Origin of the sequence: Streptomyces sp. NPDC058289, from assembly GCF_042880975.1 — a bacterium.
Classification (GTDB): Bacteria; Actinomycetota; Actinomycetes; order Streptomycetales; family Streptomycetaceae; genus Streptomyces; species Streptomyces stoeckheimensis.
In genome coordinates this window covers 8,930-28,269 of record NZ_JBHVYI010000025.1, presented here as the reverse complement: position 1 = coordinate 28,269, position 19,340 = coordinate 8,930, and the positions used below count along the sequence as shown (strand labels likewise).

At 72.7% G+C, this 19,340-nt stretch carries 16 protein-coding genes and 1 other RNA gene; 4 read left to right on the top strand and 13 right to left on the bottom strand.

All coding sequences use genetic code 11. From position 1 onward, the window contains the following. Positions 1 to 46 precede the first annotated feature (46 nt). The 5 genes from ACFVX6_RS15290 to ACFVX6_RS15270 form a co-directional block, all read right to left on the bottom strand. A complete protein-coding gene (locus ACFVX6_RS15290; protein WP_389691667.1) occupies positions 47 to 616 on the bottom strand; it encodes a CGNR zinc finger domain-containing protein in 570 nt (189 codons plus the stop codon). Between the two features lie 266 nt (positions 617 to 882). Continuing rightward, entirely contained in the window at positions 883 to 1,425 is a 543-nt protein-coding gene (locus ACFVX6_RS15285) for a GNAT family N-acetyltransferase (protein ID WP_389691554.1), read from the bottom strand. A 47-nt stretch (positions 1,426 to 1,472) separates the two neighbouring features. Beyond that, positions 1,473 to 2,633, bottom strand: coding sequence for a uroporphyrinogen-III synthase (locus ACFVX6_RS15280; RefSeq protein WP_389691666.1), 1,161 nt, complete (start codon positions 2,631 to 2,633; stop codon positions 1,473 to 1,475). Between the two features lie 155 nt (positions 2,634 to 2,788). Continuing rightward, complete coding sequence (locus ACFVX6_RS15275) at positions 2,789 to 4,159, bottom strand: nitrate/nitrite transporter (RefSeq protein WP_389691552.1); 1,371 nt, start codon at positions 4,157 to 4,159, stop codon at positions 2,789 to 2,791. Positions 4,160 to 4,326: 167 nt separating this feature from the next. Continuing rightward, positions 4,327 to 5,313 (bottom strand): LysR family transcriptional regulator, encoded by a 987-nt coding sequence (locus ACFVX6_RS15270; RefSeq protein ID WP_389691550.1) that lies wholly within the window; start codon positions 5,311 to 5,313, stop codon positions 4,327 to 4,329. Between the two features lie 84 nt (positions 5,314 to 5,397). On the opposite strand from ACFVX6_RS15270, the gene ACFVX6_RS15265 reads away from it, so the two are divergent. Next, complete coding sequence (locus ACFVX6_RS15265) at positions 5,398 to 6,660, top strand: MFS transporter (protein ID WP_389691548.1); 1,263 nt, start codon at positions 5,398 to 5,400, stop codon at positions 6,658 to 6,660. 82 nt (positions 6,661 to 6,742) lie between these two features. Here the strand turns inward: ACFVX6_RS15265 and ssrA are convergent. The 5 genes from ssrA to ftsE all read right to left on the bottom strand — a co-directional run bounded on the left by ssrA (position 6,743) and on the right by ftsE (position 10,684). Beyond that, positions 6,743 to 7,131, bottom strand: a transfer-messenger RNA (tmRNA) gene (ssrA, locus tag ACFVX6_RS15260). A 127-nt stretch (positions 7,132 to 7,258) separates the two neighbouring features. After that, positions 7,259 to 7,744 (bottom strand): SsrA-binding protein SmpB, encoded by a 486-nt coding sequence (gene smpB, locus ACFVX6_RS15255; RefSeq protein WP_389691546.1) that lies wholly within the window; start codon positions 7,742 to 7,744, stop codon positions 7,259 to 7,261. 18 nt (positions 7,745 to 7,762) lie between these two features. Continuing rightward, entirely contained in the window at positions 7,763 to 8,986 is a 1,224-nt protein-coding gene (locus ACFVX6_RS15250; protein ID WP_389691544.1) for a S41 family peptidase, read from the bottom strand. 67 nt (positions 8,987 to 9,053) lie between these two features. Then, positions 9,054 to 9,977 (bottom strand): permease-like cell division protein FtsX, encoded by a 924-nt coding sequence (gene ftsX, locus ACFVX6_RS15245; protein WP_389691542.1) that lies wholly within the window; start codon positions 9,975 to 9,977, stop codon positions 9,054 to 9,056. Between the two features lie 17 nt (positions 9,978 to 9,994). Next, the gene (gene ftsE, locus ACFVX6_RS15240; protein WP_250741064.1) at positions 9,995 to 10,684 is read right to left on the bottom strand and encodes a cell division ATP-binding protein FtsE; all 690 of its coding nucleotides are present in this window, start codon (positions 10,682 to 10,684) and stop codon (positions 9,995 to 9,997) included. Positions 10,685 to 10,909: 225 nt separating this feature from the next. Between ftsE and ACFVX6_RS15235 the strand changes: the two genes are divergently transcribed. Continuing rightward, a complete protein-coding gene (locus ACFVX6_RS15235; protein WP_389691540.1) occupies positions 10,910 to 11,104 on the top strand; it encodes a hypothetical protein in 195 nt (64 codons plus the stop codon). Between the two features lie 119 nt (positions 11,105 to 11,223). Here ACFVX6_RS15235 and prfB read toward each other — a convergent pair whose 3' ends face one another. Further along, complete coding sequence (prfB, locus tag ACFVX6_RS15230; protein ID WP_389691538.1) at positions 11,224 to 12,333, bottom strand: peptide chain release factor 2; 1,110 nt, start codon at positions 12,331 to 12,333, stop codon at positions 11,224 to 11,226. A gap of 313 nt (positions 12,334 to 12,646) precedes the next feature. On the opposite strand from prfB, the gene ACFVX6_RS15225 reads away from it, so the two are divergent. Further along, positions 12,647 to 13,693: an isopenicillin N synthase family dioxygenase gene (locus tag ACFVX6_RS15225; RefSeq protein WP_389691536.1), complete on the top strand. Its 1,047-nt coding sequence runs from the start codon at positions 12,647 to 12,649 to the stop codon at positions 13,691 to 13,693. Positions 13,694 to 13,847: 154 nt separating this feature from the next. On the opposite strand, the gene ACFVX6_RS15220 is transcribed toward ACFVX6_RS15225, so the two are convergent. Further along, positions 13,848 to 15,095 (bottom strand): serine/threonine-protein kinase, encoded by a 1,248-nt coding sequence (locus tag ACFVX6_RS15220; RefSeq protein ID WP_389691534.1) that lies wholly within the window; start codon positions 15,093 to 15,095, stop codon positions 13,848 to 13,850. 196 nt (positions 15,096 to 15,291) lie between these two features. Next, positions 15,292 to 17,079, bottom strand: a complete 1,788-nt coding sequence (locus ACFVX6_RS15215; RefSeq protein ID WP_389691532.1) for a protein kinase — start codon at positions 17,077 to 17,079, stop codon at positions 15,292 to 15,294. A gap of 495 nt (positions 17,080 to 17,574) precedes the next feature. On the opposite strand from ACFVX6_RS15215, the gene ACFVX6_RS15210 reads away from it, so the two are divergent. Continuing rightward, on the top strand, positions 17,575 to 19,340 hold a 1,766-nt coding region (locus ACFVX6_RS15210; protein ID WP_389691530.1), incomplete at its 3' end, for an FHA domain-containing protein.

The following is a 19,340-nucleotide window of genomic DNA, read 5'->3' as shown; positions in this document are numbered from 1 at the left end:
CGCGGATCAGGACGAAGATCACGCCCGGCGGCGGCCGCGGGCCGGGTCAGCCGGGGCGGGATTCGAGGACGCGCCGCCGGTGCCGGGCCACGCGCTCGCGGTTGCCGCAGAGCTCGCTGGAGCACCAACGGCGGCGGTGTCCGCGCGAGGTGTCGAGGTAGACCCGGGCGCAGCCGTCGCCTTCGCAGGCCCGCAGCAGTTCCCGTTCGCCGGGGTCGGTGAGCAGTTCGACGGCGTCCCGGGCCACGGCGGCGAGCAGGCCGGCGCATTCGACGCCGCCGCACAACTCCCGTACGAGGTGACCTTCTTGGTCCTGCACTGCACACAGTCCCGGGGGTGCACCGGCGGCCGCCGCGTTGACCCGGGCCAGCGCGAGCCCGGGCGGCGCGGCTCCGGCCAGCTCGGCCCGTACGAGGCTCTCGACGTCGGCGCGCAGCACCCGGAAGGCGTGCACCCAGTCGTCGCCGACCCGGGTGAGCGGCGTCCGGTCGGGCACCAGCCCGGCTCCGGTGAGCCACAGGCACAGCCCGTCGCCGTCACGGATGCCCTCGGTCTTCGCGAGAGGCGCAAAAGTAGCCACCAGGTCCAGGCAGACCCGCCCGGAGTCGAACCACATGCCCGTCACCGCCTCCCTCTCGGGGCGTGCCCCCAGAGTGCCCGTCTCCGGGGCCGGCGGCTAGAGGGCGCGCAGCCGGAGCGCGGGCGGCCGGAGCACGGGCGGCTAGTGCTTTGACCGGAAAGGTTTGCCGGGTCGCGGTGTCCGGTGCGGTGCATCGCAAGGCGGAGGGCCGCCGCTTGTACCGGACGTACTTCGGTGGCCCGACAACGCGGCGAGGTGCCGTGCCGGGCGCCGCGACCCGGTGGACCTTTCCGGTCACAGCACTAGAAGGCGGGCGGCTCGTCGTTCAGCAGCAGCTGGAAGAGCCGGTGGTCCTGCCAGGCCCCGCCGACGTGCAGGTAGCGGGGCGCGAGCCCGTACTGCTCGAAGCCCACCTTCGCGAGGACCCGCTGCGAGGCCAGGTTCTCGACGCGGGTCCCCGCCTCGACCCGGTGCAGTCCGACCTCGTCGCGGGCGATCCGGCAGATCTCCTCCAGCGCGGCGGTGGCCACCCCCTTGCCGGCCCAGGCCTGGTCCACCCAGTAGCCGATGCCGCCGCTGCGCAGCGGCCCGAGCACGATGGAGCCGAGGTTGATCGCCCCGATCGGCATCCCGCGCCCGATCAGCACGTACGGCCGCACCCGCCCTCCGTCCCGGTCCTCGAGCAGCGCCTCGATGCGCTCCAGCTGCCCGGCCTCGGTGTAGAAGTTCGCGGCCCGCAGGGGCTCGTAGGGGGCCATGTACGCCCGGTTCCGGTCCAGCACCTCGGCGAGCCCGGCGGCGTCCGCCTCCCGGATCTCCCTCATCTCCACACCGTCAATGATCATCCGGGCACGCTAACGGACGGCCCGGGCCGCGGCCAGAGCGGTGCCCCTCAGGTGTCCCCGTACTTCGTGTCGGCGGCCACGTCCAGGGACAGCCGGTAGCCGCGCTTGACGACGGTCTGGATGAGGTTGGGGGCGCCCAGGGCCACGCGCAGGCGGGCCATCGCCGTTTCCACCGCGTGCTCGTCGCGGCCCGCGCCCGGCAGGGTGCGCAGGAGTTCGGAGCGGGCCACGACCCAGCCCGGGCGCCGGGACAGGGCCCTGAGCAGGGCCATCCCGGCCGGTGGTACGGGGCGCAGCTCGCTGTCGAGGAGGACCGCGTGGCCGCGCAGCTCCAGCCGGTGTCCGGCCACCGGGAGCACGCGGGCCCGGCCCGGGAGTTCCTGGCACAGGAGTTGCACGAGGGGTCCGAGCCGGAAGCGCTCGGGCTGCACCGTGGGCACGCCTTCCGCCTGCAGGGGCAGCGCCGTCACCGGCCCCACGCACGCGGAGAGCACCGACCCGCCGGTCAGCGCTGCGAGCACGGGTTCCCGTACGCCCCGCTCCGCGGCCCGCGTCAGCAGGGAGGCCGCCGCCGGTGCGGAGGTGAAGCTCACCGCGTCCACGCCGCCCGCGGCCACCGCGTCGAGCAGCCGGTCCAGCGGCCCGAGGTCCTCCGGGGCCATCCACCGGTAGACGGGTACGCCGACCACCTCGGCCCCGCCCGCCCGCAGGGCCTCGATGAACCCGGGCAGCGGCTCCCCGTGCAGCTGGAGGGCGATGCGCCGGCCGGCCACCCCGGCCGTGAGCAGCCGGTCCAGTACCTCGGCGAGCGACTCCGACCCCGGGGACCAGGTCTCCACGAGCCCGGCGGCCCGGATCGCCCCCTTCACCTTCGGTCCGCGCGCCAGCAGTTCGGTCTCCCGCAGCCGCCCGAGCAGTTCCTCGCCGAGCCCCCACCCGTCGGCGGCCTCGATCCAGCCGCGGAAGCCGATGGCGGTGGTCGCCACCACCACGTCGGGCGCGCAGCCGATCAGCTCCTTCGTGGCGGACAGCAGTTCGGCGTCGTCGGCGAGCGGCACGATCCGCAGGGCGGGCGCGTGCAGCACGGTGGCCCCGCGGCGGCGCAGCAGGGCGATGAGCTCGTCGGCCCGCCGGGCGGCGGTGACTCCGACGGTGAATCCGGCGAGCGGTCCGGCCGCCGGACCGGTGGGGGTGTCGTGGTCGTGCATGGTGACCTGCCTCGCGCAGTGGTCGGGTCCGGTGTCGGGGTCCGGTGTCGCGGTCACCCGCATGCGTGACGTTCGCGTGAACCGAGCCTGCCCTGGGGGCGTATCAGGCTCGGTTCACGCGTATTTCGGTGCCGTTAACCGACGTGTGCTCGCCGTTACACCGAGGTGAGCTGCGGCTTCGCCTCCGCACCGGCCGTGGGGATCATCACCTGGGCGGGCCGGCGAAGGTATACCGCCCAGGTGACGGCGCAGCACACCGCGTAGAAGCCGAGGAAGGTCACGAAGGCCGCCGTGCCCGAGCCGGAGCTGAGGAACGCCTCGCGGAAGACCAGGTTGATGCCGAGCCCGCCGAGCGCGCCGACCGCGCCGATGAGTCCCATGGAGGCGCCGGACAGCCGCCGCCCGTACGCGGCCGCGTCCTCACCGCTCATCCCGCGGGCCAGCGCCTTCGCCTGGAAGATGCCGGGGATCATCTTGTAGGTGGAGCCGTTGCCGAGCCCGCTGAGGACGAACAGCCCCACGAAGCCGACCAGGAACACCGGCAGGGATTCCCGTACGGAGGCCAGGATCACCACTCCGGTCGCCGCCGCCATCGACACGAAGGTGCCCAGGGTGATCCACGCGCCGCCGAAGCGGTCCGCGAGGGCCCCGCCGACGGGCCGGATCAGCGAGCCGAGCAGCGGTCCGATGAAGGTGAGCGAGGCCGCCTGGAGCGGGGTGCGGCCGAACTGCGTCTGGAGCACCAGGCCGAAGGCGAAGCTGTAGCCGATGAAGGAGCCGAAGGTGCCGATGTACAGGAACGCCATGATCCAGGTGTGCCCGTCGCGGGCCGCGTCCCGTACGGCTCCGGTGTCGTTGCGCACGGGCGCGAGGTTGTCCATCCGCAGCGCGGCGAGCGCCGCCGCGATCACGATGAGCGGGATGTAGGCGCCGAGCAGCAGCCGGGGGTGCCCGGCCCCGGCCGTACCGATGACCAGCAGGGCGACGAGCTGGACGACGGGGACGCCGATGTTTCCGCCGCCCGCGTTGAGGCCGAGCGCCCAGCCCTTCTTGCGCAGCGGGAAGAAGGCGTTGATGTTCGTCATCGACGAGGCGAAGTTCCCGCCGCCGACCCCGGTCAGCGCGGCCACCAGCAGGAAGGTGTTGTACGAGGTCCCGGGCTCCATCACCAGCCAGGCGGCGACGGTCGGGGCGAGCAGCAGCAGGGCGCTGACGACCGTCCAGTTGCGTCCGCCGAAGCGGGCCACGGCGAAGGTGTAGGGCACGCGGACCAGGGCGCCCACGCAGGTGGCGGTGGCGATGAGGAAGAACTTCCCGGCGGGGTCGATCCCGTACTTGGGGCCCATGAAGAGCACCATCACCGACCACAGGGACCAGATCGAGAACCCGATGTGCTCGGAGAGCACGGAGTAGATCAGGTTGCGGCGGGCGGTCTTCTCCCCCGTTTCCCGCCAGAAGGTCTCGTCCTCGGGTTCCCACCGCTCGATCCAGCGGCCACCCTTGCGCGGTGCGGTCGTACTGGTCATCACACGCCTCCACAGCTGCTGCGATCACGTCGCGCTCGTCGCGTCTCGTCGCGTCTGGCCGCACCCGTCGCGTCTTCGCGCCCGTCGCGTCCCTCCGTGGTGATGACCGTAGGAAGGGCTCGTTTCAGCCCCGGTCCCCGCCGGATGACCGGCGGGAAACCTTGCACTCACCCACCGCCCACGTCCTGTGTGAGCGCGATCGGTGTGAGCGCGGGCAGCCAACTGTCCGCGGGCACCTCCAGCCAGCCGCGCCCGGCGCCGAGCTCCGCGGCGGCGGCGCGCAGCGCGTCGAGCCCGGGATGGCTCATTCCCTTGCGCCACACCATGGCGAGCGGCGACAGCGGTACCGGCGCGGTCAGCGGCCGCTTGACGCAGCCGGGCATGTCGGCGAAGTCCACCGTGGCGAGCACCGGATTGCCCGTCTTGACCATGACGCGGCGGAACTCGTCCTTGCCCATCGCCACCGGCGCGGGCGGCGCGGGCTCGATGCCCCGCCCGGCGAACAGTTCGCGCGCCAGCCCGGTCCACTCCAGGGTCCGCGGGTTCCCGGCCCCGGCGTACACCGTCTCCCCGCGCAGCGCGTCCAGAGGTACGGACTCCAGCCCGGCCAGCGCGTGCCCCTCGGACAGCACCACCGCGAGCGGCTCGTACCGTACGGGCGCCTGCGCGAGGCGGGCCCGCAGCGCCGGGTCGAGGCCGTCGGCGTACCCGAAGGAGACGTCGAGGCGGCCGGCGGCGATCTCGGCGGCGGCGTAGGTGAGCCCGGACTCGAAGCGGGCCATCAGCTCGCAGTCGGGGGCGAGCTCGCGGGCCCGGTCCAGGACGGTGCGGGCGGTGCCGGGGCCGTCGGTGTTGAGGTCGACGAGCAGCGGCCGGGCGGCGGTGTCCCCGGCAAAGGCGGCGGCCAGCTCCTCGTGGGCCCGCAGCACCCCGCGGGCCAGGGGCAGCAGCCGCTCCCCATCCGGGGTCAGCTCGACGGCGCGGGTGGTGCGGACGAAGAGGGCCGCGCCCAGGGTCTGTTCGAGCCGGCGCACGTCCCGGCTGAGGGCCTGCTGGGCCACGTAGAGCCGGGCGGCGGCACGGGTGAAGTGCAGCTCCTCGGCCACGGCGAGGAAGGCGCGCAGCAGGCGGGGTTCCACGTCTCGGGGCGTCACCTGCGGAGACTAACAACCCAGAGCGGTGAATCACCCCCGAACAGGTGTTGGACCCGTACGGCCCCGGGGCCGGAGCCTTGATCCATGCCCACCACCCCGCTGATGACCGTCACCGGCACCACCCTGGTCCTCGCCCCCGGCCCCGCCCCCGCCCCCGGGCGTCCGGGACGCCGCCCGGCCCGGACCCCCGGCCCGTACCGGCGGCTGTTCGCACTCCCCGGCACCCGCGGCTTCACCACCGGGAACCTCATCGCCCGGCTCCCCATGGGCATGTTCGGGATCAGCGCCGTCATGATGATCGCGGGCCAGCGCGGTTCGTACGCCCTCGCCGGCGCGGTCGTCGCGGCCGGTCTGGCGGCCACCGCGGTCGTGGCCCCCTGGACGGCCCGGCTGGTCGACCGGCACGGGCAGGCCCGCGTCGCCGTCCCCGCCACCCTGATCGCCGTACTCGGCTCGCTCTCGCTCGTCGCGTGCGTCCGTACCGAAGCGCCCGCCTGGACCCTCTTCGCCTCCTACGCCGCCACCGCGACCACCCCCAACATCGGCGGCATGTCGCGCGCCCGCTGGACGCACCTGCTGGAGGGCGACCCCGCGGCGCACCACACCGCGATGTCCTTCGAGCAGGCCGCGGACGAGCTGGCGTTCATGCTCGGGCCGGTGGTCGCCGCGTTCCTCTGCACCGCCGTCTTCCCGGAAGCGGGCACGCTCGCCGGCGCCGCACTGCTCCTGACCGGGATGCTGGTCTTCACGGCCCACCGCGCCACGGAGCCCCCGCCGGCGGCGCCGGTCCGCGGCAAGTCCCCGCTGCGGAGCCTGGGACGGCTGCTGCCGCTCTTCTTCGTCCTCGGCACGATGTTCGGCTCGCTGGAGATCACCTCCGTCGCCCACCTCGGCGGCCACGGCCTCGGCGCGCTCTCGGGCCCGGTCATCGCCCTCCAGGCGGCGGGCTCCTGCCTGGCCGGCCTGCTCTACGGCACCCTGCGCCCGCGCGGACTGCCGGCCTGCCTGGCCGTCCTGGCCGGGGCGATGGCACTGCCCTGGGCGGCGGCGGCCACCGGCTCGGTCCCGGCCCTCGCGGCGGCACTGCTCGCGGCCGGCGTGGCCACGGCCCCGGTCATGGTCACCGCCATGTCCCGGATCCACGCGGTGACCCCGCCGGGCCGGCTCAACGAAGGGATGACCCTGGCCGTCACCGCGATCTTCGCGGGCATCTCGGTGGGCTCGGCGACCGCCGGCTCCGCGATCGACCACCTGGGCACGACCGCCCCGTACGCCCTCCCGGCGGCGGCAGCCCTGCTGGCCCTCTTCGTCGGCACGGGGATCGCGCGAGCCTCCCGGATCGCCTGAGGCGATCCGTCACCGACCGGGATCCGGACACGACAAAGGCCCCGCAGCCTGACGGCCGCGGGGCCTTTGCCCAACATGGGGGTTGTGGAGATGGCGGGAATCGAACCCGCGTCCAACGGTGCAGAAGTAGGGCTTCTCCGAGCGCATTCCGCTGCGCTTTTCTCGGCCCCGGAGATCACACGGACAAGTCTCCGACGGGCTCAGTCACTGTTTGATTTCCCTCTATCCCCCGTGACCGGAGTTAGAGGTTTAGATCCCTAATTGACGCCAGGATCCGGACCGGGACCACTTCCGGGCTGACGCTCCTCACAGAGGCTTCAGCTCACTGTTATTAGGCAGCGAGGGTGAAGCGGGAGTTATCGCTCTTGGAGTTGGCGATTATTGTTTGCGACATATGGTTAACGAGATCATTGCCGCTTTCTCGGCTCGCTTCCCCTACAACGACATCCGCTGTCGAAACCGATCATCCCCATGTTTCACGCTGTTCAGTTATGAGATCCAGCAGGCGCTCTCCATGCGTCCCGCTCGACCGGCGCCACTCGCAAGCGCGTGGTGCTGACGCCATGGTACGCGACGTGGACCACACTCTGCCAGGACATTAAAGCTTGCCGCGCTCCTTGCGCTTCACGGCCGAGATCACCCGGTTCGTCTCGCGCGTGTCCTGCTTCTCGCGCAGCGACTGCCGCTTGTCGTACTCCTTCTTGCCCTTCGCCAGCGCGATCTCGATCTTCGCCCGGCCGTCCTTGAAGTAGAGGGCGAGCGGCACGATCGTGTTGCCGGTCTCCCCCGTCTTCGAGTCCAGCTTGTCGATCTCCTCCCGGTGCAGGAGCAGCTTGCGCTTGCGCCGCGCGCTGTGGTTGGTCCAGGTGCCCTGGCTGTACTCCGGCACGTGCACGTTGTAGAGCCAGGCCTCGCCGCTCTCCACCGACACGAAGCCGTCCACCAGCGAGGCACGGCCCTGACGCAGGGACTTGACCTCGGTACCCGTGAGCACGAGGCCGCACTCGTAGGTGTCGATGATCGTGTAGTCGTGCCGCGCCTTCTTGTTCTGGGCGATCAGCTTGCGCCCTGTTTCCTTAGCCATAGTGCGGTCATTTTCGCACTACGGACCCACTCCGATGCCACTCAATACCGTGCGGGCCCGTTCCTCGACCCGGTCCGCCGCCGCCAGGTCCGGGGTGATGCCCGCGCCGTCCAGGCTGCGGCCCGCCGGAGTGCGGTACGTCCCCACCGTCAGCTCCGCCACCGAGCCGTCCGGCAGCTCCGTCGGCATCTGCACCGAGCCCTTGCCGAAGGTGCGGGTGCCGACCGCCACCGCGCGGCCGCGGTCCTGGAGGGCTCCGGTGACCAGCTCGGCCGCGCTCATCGTGCCGCCGTCGATCAGCGCCACCAGCGGCCGGGCCGTATCGCCGCCCGGGGTCGCGTAGAGGGCGCGCTGTGCGCCGCGCACGTCGTACGTCGCCACCAGCCCGCCGTCCAGGAAGGCGGAGGCGGCCGTCACGGCCTCGGTGACCAGGCCGCCGGTGTTGCCGCGCAGGTCGAGCATGACCCCGCCGCCGGCCGGGGCCGCGCGGACCGCGGAGCGGACCCGGTCGCCGGAACCCCGGGTGAAGGAGGCGACCTTGATGACCGTGATGCCGCCGGGCAGTTCCCGTACCGTCACGGGCTCGCTGCGCAGCTTCTCGCGCCGCACGGTCTTCGTGACGTCGGCCCCTCCGCGGGTCAGTTTCAGCTCCACGGGGGTGCCGGCCTCGCCGCGCAGCAGGGCCACCACCTCGGCCACCTTGAGCCCGGTCACGCCCTGCCCGTCGATGCTGAGCAGCCGGTCCCCGGCACGCATCCCGGCCCGCGCCGCGGGGCTGTCGGGCTGCACCCGGTCGATCTCGATGCGGCCGTCGCGCAGCCGCCCGGCCCACAGGCCTACGCCCGTCCAGTGGCCGTCCAGGTCGTCGGCGAAGGCCTCGTACTCGCCCTGGTCGTACACCGCGGCCCAGCGGTCCCCGCTGCGGCTGACCACGTCCTGGGCCGCCGACTTGGCGGACTTGCCCTCGGCAACGGCCTCGGCGGCCGCGCGGGCCACCTCGTCCCGGTCGGCGGTGGCCGCCTGGCGGTGCGCCGGTGCCCGCGGCCCCGGCACGGCCGCGGAGGGCCCCGTACCCACCACCAGGGCGGCGGGACCGGCGAACGGCTCGGGGCCGGAGCGGTCCCAGCTCCCGGTGCACGCGCCGGCACCCACGGCGGCGAGGAAGGCCAACGTCAAAACGGCCCCGCGACGCACGTCGCGGGGCCGGAGACAGAAGGCGGGAACACTCGGCAAGCCCAGCATGGCGCCGAGTCTAGGACAAGGCCCGCAGCGGTACGGGTGGTTGGCCGTACCGCTCGCGGGGCGCTCGTCACACCTTCAGGTACTTGCGCAACGCGATGAAGGCGGCCAGCGAGGGCATCAGCACGCCGATGACCAGGACGAGCGGCAGCTTGGTCAGGACCGAGTCCCAGCCGATGAAGTTGATGAGCTCCATCTTGTCGCGCAGCGCGGCGCCGTGGTCGATCACGAAGTACTGGCCCGCACCGAGCATCCCGCAGGCGAGCAGCGCGCCGATCAGGCCGGCGAAAGCGGCCTCCATGATGAACGGCACCTGGATGTAGAAGCTGGAGGCACCCACCAGGCGCATGATCCCGGTTTCGCGCCGACGGCTGAAGGCCGAGACGCGCACCGTGTTGACGATCAGCAGCAGGGCCACGACCAGCATGATCAGCATGATGCCGAGGGCGGCCCAGTTGAGGTAGCCGAGGAGTCTGAAGAGGTTGTCCAGTACGGTGCGCTGGTCCTCCACCGACTGGACCCCGTCACGACCGGAGAAGGAGGTCGTGATGACCTTGTACTTCTCCGGCTGCTTGAGCTTCACCCGGAAGGACTCGGGCATCTGGTCCGGGGTGATGGACGCGGCCAGGGCGGTGTGCCCGAACTGCTCCTTGTAGTGCTTGAAGGCCTCGTCGGAGGACTCGTAGGTGACGGCCTCGACGAGGTCCATGCCCTTGAGCTCGGCCTCCAGGGCCTGCTTCTGCTCCGGGGTCACCGCGCCCTTGGAGCAGGAGGCCCCGTTGGTCGCCTCGGCGTCGCTCTTGTTGCAGAGGTAGATGGAGACGTTGACCTTGTCGTACCAGTACCCCTTCATCTTGCTCACCTGGTCGCGCATGAGCAGGGACCCGCCGAACAGGGCCAGCGACAGGGACACGGAGATGATGACCGCGAAGGTCATGGTCAGATTGCGGCGGAGACCGACCCCGATCTCCGACATGACGAACTGGGCGCGCATCGCGTCTCAGGAGCCTTTCAGTGCTGGTAGCCGTAGACGCCGCGCGACTGGTCGCGGACGAGACGGCCCTGCTCGAGTTCGATGACGCGCTTGCGCATCTGGTCGACGATCTGCTGGTCGTGGGTCGCCATGATCACGGTGGTGCCGGTCCGGTTGATCCGGTCCAGCAGCTTCATGATGCCGACGGAGGTCTGGGGGTCCAGGTTGCCGGTGGGCTCGTCCGCGATCAGCAGCGCCGGCCGGTTGACGAAGGCACGGGCGATGGCCACGCGCTGCTGCTCACCACCGGAGAGCTCGCCGGGCATCCGGTCCTCTTTGCCGCCGAGGCCGACGAGTTCCAGGACCTGGGGAACGGCCTTCTTGATCTCGCCGCGCGGTCTGCCGATGACCTCCTGGGCGAAGGCCACGTTGTCGGCCACCGACTTGTTGGGCAGGAGGCGGAAGTCCTGGAAGACGGTCCCCAGCTGGCGCCGCATCTGCGGAACCTTCCAGTTGGAGAGCTTGGCGAGGTCCTTGCCCAGGACGTGCACCTGGCCGTGGCTCGCCCGCTCCTCGCGCAGGATGAGCCGCATGAAGGTGGACTTGCCGGAGCCGGAGGAGCCGACCAGGAAGACGAACTCGCCCTTCGAAATGTCCAGGGAGACATCTCTGAGTGCGGGGCGGCTCTGCTTCGGGTAGGACTTGGAGACGTTGTCGAATCGGATCACGGGTGCACCACGGTCGCCGGGAGTAGGTGTGCGTGACCATACGCGAACAGGCGCGAGGTGTGGACCCGGCGTCCGGAGTTGCCCGATATATCCCCTGGTCCGAGAGGTGCGCGACCGCGATTGCCCGGAGGGGCCGCGCCGAATGTCATCGAAGCTGGCACAGTGGGAGGGGGAACGGACCGGTTCCCGTCACCGTTGTAACCGAGGGGACGAAAGGAGGAGCGCATGACATATGACCGGCTCGTGTGCGCGAACTGCGCCGCACCCGTCAGCCAGGGCCGCTGCCCGGTGTGCCGGGCGAATCGGGAGCGCCTCCAGCGGGAGGACCCCTTCTCCGGTGGTATCAACCCGGTGGCGCTCATCGCGCTGCTGGTGATCCTGGTGGCCGCGCTGGCACTGGTGGCTCAGCAGACGGCGTAGTTCCTCAGCCGCCACGTCCCGATCAGACGCAAACGCAGCAACGGAAGGGCCCGGACACCTTGACGGTATCCGGGCCCTTCCGGCCGTTCTGACCAGCGCGTTCTTGGGTACCTACGGACCTACGCGGTCTGCTCCTGCTGCTTGCGCCAGCGGATCCCGGCCTCCAGGAAGCCGTCGATCTCGCCGTCGAGCACCGCCTGCGGGTTGCCGACCTCGAACTCCGTCCGGAGGTCCTTGACCATCTGGTACGGGTGCAGGACGTAGGACCGCATCTGGTTGCCCCAGGAGCTTCCGCCGTCCTTGAGGGCGTCCATCTTGTCCTTCTCCTCCTGGCGGCGCCGCTCGAGCAGCTTGGCCTGGAGGACGTTCATCGCGCTGGCCTTGTTCTGGATCTGCGAGCGCTCGTTCTGGCACGAGACCACGATGCCGGTCGGCAGGTGCGTGATGCGCACCGCGGAGTCGGTCGTGTTGACGCCCTGGCCGCCGGGGCCCGAGGCGCGGTACACGTCCACGCGCAGCTCGCCCTCGTCGATCTCGACGTGGTCGCTGGACTCGACGACCGGGAGCACCTCGACGCCCGCGAAGGAGGTCTGGCGGCGGCCCTGGTTGTCGAAGGGCGAGATCCGGACGAGGCGGTGCGTGCCCTGCTCGACGGAGAGGGTGCCGTAGGCGTACGGGGCCTTGACCACGAAGGTGGTCGACTTGATGCCGGCCTCTTCCGCGTACGAGGTCTCGTAGATCTCGGTCGGGTAGCCGTGCCGCTCGGCCCAGCGCAGGTACATGCGCTGCAGACGCTCGGCGAAGTCGGAGGCGTCCACGCCGCCGGCCTCGGCACGGATGTTGACCAGCGCCTCGCGCTCGGCGTACTCGCCGGAGAGCAGGGTGCGGACCTCCATCTCGTCCAGCGCCTTGCGCACGGAGACCAGCTCGCTCTCCGCCTCGGCGAGGGTGTCCGCGTCGTCCATCTCCTGGGCGAGGTCGAACAGCACTGCGAGGTCGTCGATGCGCCCGCGCAGGTTCTCGGTCTTGCGGACCTCGGCCTGGAGGTGCGAAAGCTTGCTCGTGATCTTCTGGGCGGCATCCGGGTCGTCCCACAGGGACGGCGCGGCGGCCTGCTCCTCGAGCACGGCGATTTCTGCCCTCAGCTTGTCGAGGTCCAGGACGGCCTCGATCGACCCCATGGTCGAGGAGAGGGACTTCAGCTCTTCGGAAACATCGACGACTGCCACGGGTCCAGCGTAGCCGGTCCCCGGGGGGCGCTCTCCGGCCAGGCCGAATCACCCGTACTAATGGGGGGTCGTACGGGCGTACGCTCACGATATGACCGTCTTCCTCGTCAAGCGCCGCCATGTGGACCACATGCGTGTCACGACGACGAGCTGTCCGCCGCCGGACCATCCCCAAGCCTGATCCACCCCGATCCGACTTGGTCCTGTACGCGGCCTCGCGGTCCCGGCGCCAACCCTGCCGGCGGCCCTCCCCAGCCGCGGCCCCCGCCACCCCTGGGGACAGGACCCCGTGACATCCCGAAACGGAGCCGTCATGCCGTCCGCGCACCCTTCTCCTTCCTCCGCTTCCTCCTCCGCTGCGCCCCAGGCCCCCTCCCTCCCGGTCCTGGACCTCTCCCAGGCCGACGATCCGGCGCTGCGCGATTCCTTCCGCAAGGAACTGCACGCGGCCGCCCGGGACAGCGGTTTCCTACACCTCACCGGGCACGGGGTCACTGCCGCCGAGACCGCCCGCATCCTGGCGCTGACCAGGGAGTTCTTCGCCCTTCCGGAGGCGGACCGGCTGGCCGTGAGCAATCTCAACTCCCCGCACTTCCGGGGGTACACCCGCATCGGGCACGAGCTGACCGGCGGCGCCTCCGACTGGCGCGACCAGCTCGACGTGGGCGCGGAGCGGGCGGCGCGGGACGTGGGACCGGACGACCCGGCGTACCTGTGGCTGGAGGGCCCGAACCAGTGGCCCGCGGCCCTTCCGGAACTGCGGGACGTGGTGCTGGAGTGGCAGTCCCGGCTGGCGGCGGTGGCCCACCGCCTGCTCCAGGAGCTGCTCGCCTCGATCGGCGCCCCGGCGGACTTCTTCGACGATGCCTTTGCGGACCGGCCCCACCTGCACACGAAGCTGATCCGCTACCCGGGATCCGCCCCGACGGGCACCGACCAGGGGGTCGGGGCCCACAAGGACTACGGCTTCCTCACGCTCCTCCTCCAGGACTCGGTGGGCGGGCTCCAGGTGGTCCGGGACGGGGCCTTCCTGGACGTCCCCCCGATGCCGGGAGCCTTCGTGGTCAACCTGGGCGAGCTGCTGGAGATCGCGACGGAGGGGTACCTGACGGCGACGGACCACCGTGTGGTGAGCCCGGCGGGGAGCGTGGAGCGGTTCTCGGTGCCGTTCTTCTACAACCCGCGGCTGGACGCCGTCATCGAGACGGTCCCGGGCGACTACCTGGACGCGGCGCCGGGGATAGCCCACGACGCGTCGAACCCGCTGCACGCGGAGTACGGCCGCAACGAACTGAAGGGCTGGGTCCGCGCCCACCCGGCGGTGGCCCGACGCTGGCACCCGGAGCTGACGGGCGCGTAGCCGGGGGACTCAAACGCCGGCCCAAATCAGCCTCGCCGGCGTTTGAGACGCGGGGTCCGGGGCACGGCCCCAGGGGGTCCGGGGCACAGCCCCGGGGAACGGTGGAAGGGCGGGTAGGGGACTTCGCCCCGCAGGGCCCCCCACCCGCACCCGGCTACGGGGCCGTCGAGCCCGACTGCTTGGTGTCCTGGGGCGGCGCCGAGTCGGAGGACACCGCCAGCCAGCTGCCGACCCCCACCGCCGCGGCCAGCACAACCGCGGCAGCGGACAGCGCGAGCCTCCGCTTGCGGACGGTCTCCGCCCGGTGCCGCGCGGAACCGGGCCGGTGCCCGCCGGCGGGACGCGGAACCCGGGCCGTGCCCAGGGCCCCGCCCGCCAGCTCGTCCGGCCCCGGCACCCGCATCGAGGTGTGGGTGTCCCGGTTGGAGTCGGTGGAGGATCCGGGGACCAGCGGAACCACACCCCGCCGCCGCACCGGATCGGCGGTGGCAGCCTCCGGTTCCGCGAACTCCGCCTGCTCCGGCTCGTCCGGCTCGTCCACGTCCAGCGGCGGCATCCCCGCCAGCAGCGGCAGCAGGTCCCGCAGCCGCAGGGAGAGCTCCGAGGCCCGCAGCCGCGAGGCGGGGGCCTTCGCCAGACACTGGACCATCAGCTGCCACAGCTCGTCGGGGATGCCGGGCAGCGGGACGACGGTTTCCGTCACGTGGCGCCGCAGCACTGCCCCGGGATGCCCGCCGCCGAACGGCGTGAAACCGGCGAGCAGTTCGTACAGCACGGTGGCCAGGGCGTAGATGTCCACGGCCGCGCGCGGCGGCAGCCCCTCCACGATCTCCGGCGCCAGGTAGTCGGGCGTGCCGATGATCCGGGTGGTGGGGGCCGAGGCCCGGCCGCCGGTGGACCGCCGCGGCGAGTCGATGAGCTTGGCCACGCCGAAGTCGGTGAGCAGCGCCGGATGCGCACCGCCCGGTCCGAGCGGGCCCTGCATGTCGAGCAGGACGTTCTCCGGCTTCACGTCCCGGTGCACGACCCCGGCCGCGTGCGCCGCGGCCAGCGCGTCGGCGACGTCCGCGACGATGGCGACGGCCGCCTCGGGGGCGAGCCGCCGCTCGCGGTCGAGGCGCGTGCGCAGGTCCGTACCGCGGACGAGGTCCATGACGAGGGCGAGGTCGTTGCCGTCCACGACGAGGTCGCGGACGCAGACGACGTGCGGGTGCTCCAGGCCCAGGAGCGCGCTGCGCTCCTGGACGAACCGTCCGACGAGTTCCTGGTCGGACGCGAGGTCCTCGCGCAGCAGTTTGACGGCGACGGGGCCGTCAGGCCCCTCGCCCAGCCACACCGTGCCCGCGCTGCCGCGTCCCAGGATCTGGTGCGCGGTGTACCGGCTGCCGATCTTCCGTGCCACGACTGCTCCCTCAGCGGCTGGAGTACGTGCCAAAGCTACGCGGCCAGATGGGGGTTGTAGTCCACGGATCGCGGCGACCTTCACTTCTGCGGGCGAAATCACGTCCTGGAAGTCGACAAATCCACGAAGTCACCGGTACAAGGCCCGGTTCGAGTGGTTTGCTCCGGTACAGCGCGCCCGGTCGGGGCGGGAAGGCTCAGGAACCCGTACCGCCCGTGGAGTTGCCGATCGCGGTGACCCAGTCCACGACGTCCGAGCCCCAGGTCCACACCTGGTCCCACCAGCCCCGGCCGGTGCCGACCCACTCCTGGAGCGGGGTCAACTCCCAGACCAGCCAGCCCGCGACGAAGAACACCAGGATCATCACCAGGCAGCCCTTGAGGCAGCCCAGCCCCGGAATCTTCACCGGGTTCGCGCTGCGGCGCGGCTCGCGCGGCTCCCGCTGGGGCGGCTGCTGACGCGGCGGCGGACCCTGCGGGGGCTGCTGCTGCGGCTGGCGGTACTGGGGCTGGCCCTGCGGCTGCTGGTACTGCTGGGGGTGCTGCTGCTGCGGCGGCTGATAGTGCTGCGGCGGGGGCGGCGGCGCGTACTGCTGCTGCGGATACTGCTGAGGCTGCTGGTACTGCTGCGGAGGCGGCGCCTGCCGGTACGGCTGCTGCTGCGGAGGCTGCTGCGGTCGCTGCTGCTGCGGAGGCTGCTGGGGCCGCTGCGGCTGCTGGTACTGCTGCTGCTGCGGCGGTGGGCCCTGGCGCTGCGGCCGGCGGCGCAGGGGGTCCTCGCTCGGGTCGAGGTAGTGCATCTGCGTCTGCTCGTTGCGGTCGCGGGCCGCCTGCATCTGCGACTGCCACGGGTGCGGCTGGTCCGGCCGCTGCACGGGCGGCATCACGGAGGTCGGGTCGGCGCCGGGCGCACCGGTGCTCGGGAGCACGGACGTGGCGTCGGCCGCGCCGACCGGCGGCATCACGCTGGTCATGGCGTTGGGGTCGTAGGCCCCCATCGGGGAGACTCCGGCCCCGCCGGGCAGCATCTGCGTCGCGTCCGCGGCGCCCGGGGTCTCGGGCACCGGCGCGGGCGAGGGGTCGGGCGCGAGGAGCGCGCCGACGCCGAGGGCTGCCTCGACCTCGGCGGCCGTGGAGTGCACGCCGATGCCGGAGGCGACCACGCGCAGGCCGCGCGCCAGGGTCTCCGCGCTCGGGCGCTCGTAGGGCTCCTTGCGCATGCAGCGCTCGATGACCGTCCACAGCGGCTCGGGCACGTTCGGCGGGCGCTGCGGCTCCTCGCTGAGGTGGCGGTGCAGGACCTCGAGCGCGGTACCGCCGGCGAAGGGCGGCCGGCCGGTGAGGAGCTCGTAGAGCAGGATGCCGGCGCCGTAGATGTCCACGGCGGAGGTCTGCGGGCGGCCCTCGGCGGACTCGGGGGCGACGTAGGCCGGGGTGCCGACGAACTCGTGCGTGCGCGTCAGGCCCGGGGAGTCCGCCAGGCGCGCGATGCCGAAGTCGGTGAGCATCGGCTTCATCTGGCCGTCGCGCTCGTCGACGAGGACGTTGGCGGGCTTCAGGTCGCGGTGGACCACGCCGTCGGCGTGGCTGGCGGCGAGCGCGTCCGCGATCTGGGCGGTGAGCAGGCTCGCGGCGACCGGGCTGAAGGGGCCGTTGTCGCGCAGGTACCGGTGCAGGTCCGGGCCGTCGATGAGGTCCATGACGAGGGCGAGGAGATCGCCCTCGACGACGAGGTCGCGGGTGCGGACGATGTTGGGGTGGGTCAGGCGCAGCAGGACCGAGCGCTCGCGCAGGAAGCGCATGACGATGTCCGGGTCCTGGGCCAGCTCCTCCTTGAGGACCTTGATGGCCACGGTCTCGCCGGGGTGGCCGGCCACCGCCGCCTCCGCACCGGCCGCCTCACGCTGGCGGGCGCGCCAGACGGTGCCCGTGGCGCCGCGCCCGAGCGGCTCCTCGAGCAGGTACTTGCTGCCGACTGGCCGCACGTCGCGCGCTCCCTGCTGTCGTCGATTCCGGCGAGTGATCCACGCACGATTCGCGCGTGATCCAGGCCTGATCTGCGAAATGGTTTTCCGGCCCACTCTAGGGCTTGTCCCGAAGGAAGACGCGGGGTGAGGGAGGTTGGTTGCCGCACATATGCACGAAGGGTGATGTTTGCGGCCTATGCCGGGGGCGATTTTCCCCGCCATCCTGTCGATATCCGATCGGCCCGCTTGCAGGTCCGGCGCCGGTCCGCGACCGATCAAGATCACTTACCGGTGGGTGGCGGGCGTGTTGAGGACGACAGGTGCGAGGATGCACCCGTACGGAACGGCCGGGACGGGAGCCCCGCCTTCCGGGCAGACCTGACCGGACGACGCGTCCGTGCCGGGTGGGGGCGGACGGACGGGCAGCGCATGCGAACCGCATGGGCGATCCGTCCAGCAGGTCCCTGCCGGGCGCACACACCGCGCACCGCGCAGAAGGGACCGCTGACGGCGATGCAGATCCGGCTGACCGTCCTTGGGTCGGGGTCGCGCAGCGGCCACCAGACCGCCACCGCGACCGCCACCGGCGGGGGTACCGGCGGAGGAGGCGCACCGACGAGCTGTGACGTGCTCGTCACCGCGCCCGCCGGCACCGCCCTGTCCGCGGTGGCCTCCGGGCTCGCGGCGACCGTCGGCGGACCCGACACCGGTGGCACGGTCGTGCTGTACGCCGGTACGGAGCGCCTGGACCCCGCGCGCTGCGCGCTCGGCGAGCCGCCGCTCGTGGACGGGGCGGTGCTGTCCCTGAACGTGCCCGGCCCCGACGTACGGACGGACGGGACCGCGGCCGCGACCGCCCTCGGCGACGGGCCCCAGCTGCACGTCGTGGCCGGGCCGGACGCCGGCGGCGTGCACCTGCTGCACCCCGGGGCGATCCGGATCGGACGCTCGGCCGACGCGGACGTCCCGCTGGACGATCCCGACGTATCGCGCCTGCACTGCACCGTGACGGTGCTGCCCGACGGGCGGGTGGCGGTGGCCGACCTCGGGTCGACGAACGGTACGACGCTCGACGGCGCGGTGGTCGGCGCGGAGCGGGTGGCGCTCGCGCCGGGGGCGCTGCTGCGGGTCGGCGAATCCACGCTCCGCCTGGCCATGGGCCCGGCCCCGACCCCCCTCCCCCTCACCCCGGACCTGGAGGGCCACCTCTCCGTCTCCCTCCCGGGCCACCCCGATGCCGACCACACCGGCGCTACGCCGGCCCCGGCGGCGGGGTCACACCCCGAGGGCGGCGCCCCTGACGGAGCGTGGGCCGGCGCTACGCCGGGCACCCCCGCGGGGTCACACCCCGACGGCGGCACCTCCGGCGGAGCCTGGAGCGGCGCTACGTCGGGCACCGCGACCGGGTCACATCCCGGGGGCAGCGCCTCCGGCGGCGCCTGGAGCGGCGCTACACCCGGCAGCCCGACGGGGTCGCAGCCCGACGGCGGAGCCTGGGCCGGCGCTACGTCGGGCACCGCGGCCGGGTCGCACCCCGGCGGCGGCACCTCCGGCGGAGCCTGGAGCGGCGCTACGCCCGGCAGCCCGGCGGGGTCGCACTCCGACGGCGGAGCCAGGAGCCGTGGGGCGTACCCCGGTGCGCAGAGCTTGGGAGCGCAGGGACAGATCCCCCACCCCGCCCCTTCCCGAAACGGGGGCTCCGCCCCCGACCCCGTCCGGCCCGGCTACGGAGCCCCGGGCGTGCCCGCGGCGCACCGGGACGGCGGCGCCGGAGCGGTCCCCGCCGCCCGGGGCACCGAGCACCACACCGGAGGCGGCCGGCCCGCGTCCGGCCCCGCTTCCCCGGCCCCCTGGCCGTACGGCGGGGCCGACCAGGACGGCGACGCCGAACCGCTGCGCGCCGGCCGGATCGCCAGGCCCGCATCCGGGCCCGGCGCCCCGGGTGCCGGACACCACGCGGTCCCCGACCGTTCCGGCGCCGCGCAGTACGGCGGCCCGGCACACCCGGGCGCAGCCCCGGGAGCCACGGGCCCCTACGACGGCGCGGCACACCCCGGAGCAGCCCCGGGCCGGCACGCCGGAGCGCCCCACCCCGACGGCACTCCCGGGCGGCACCCCGGAGCGGCCCCCGGACAGCACGCCGGAGCGGCACACCCCGAAGCAGCCCCCGCGCAGTACGGCGGACCGGCACACCCGGGCGCAGCCCCGGGAGCCACGGGCCCCTACGACGGCGCGGCACACCCCGGAGCAGCCCCGGGCCGGCACGCCGGAGCGCCCCA

Bases quoted from the DNA above. Each gene is read 5' to 3' on its own strand.
- ACFVX6_RS15235 (WP_389691540.1), top strand. From the start codon at position 10,910: ATGACATATGACCGGCTCGTGTGCGCGAACTGCGCCGCACCCGTCAGC.
- ACFVX6_RS15280 (WP_389691666.1), bottom strand. From the start codon at position 2,633: ATGCACGACCACGACACCCCCACCGGTCCGGCGGCCGGACCGCTCGCC.
- ACFVX6_RS15275 (WP_389691552.1), bottom strand. From the start codon at position 4,159: ATGACCAGTACGACCGCACCGCGCAAGGGTGGCCGCTGGATCGAGCGG.
- ACFVX6_RS15225 (WP_389691536.1), top strand. From the start codon at position 12,647: ATGCCGTCCGCGCACCCTTCTCCTTCCTCCGCTTCCTCCTCCGCTGCG.
- ACFVX6_RS15265 (WP_389691548.1), top strand. From the start codon at position 5,398: ATGCCCACCACCCCGCTGATGACCGTCACCGGCACCACCCTGGTCCTC.
- ACFVX6_RS15290 (WP_389691667.1), bottom strand. From the start codon at position 616: ATGTGGTTCGACTCCGGGCGGGTCTGCCTGGACCTGGTGGCTACTTTT.
- ACFVX6_RS15285 (WP_389691554.1), bottom strand. From the start codon at position 1,425: ATGATCATTGACGGTGTGGAGATGAGGGAGATCCGGGAGGCGGACGCC.
- ACFVX6_RS15250 (WP_389691544.1), bottom strand. From the start codon at position 8,986: ATGCTGGGCTTGCCGAGTGTTCCCGCCTTCTGTCTCCGGCCCCGCGAC.
- smpB (WP_389691546.1), bottom strand. From the start codon at position 7,744: ATGGCTAAGGAAACAGGGCGCAAGCTGATCGCCCAGAACAAGAAGGCG.
- ftsX (WP_389691542.1), bottom strand. From the start codon at position 9,977: ATGCGCGCCCAGTTCGTCATGTCGGAGATCGGGGTCGGTCTCCGCCGC.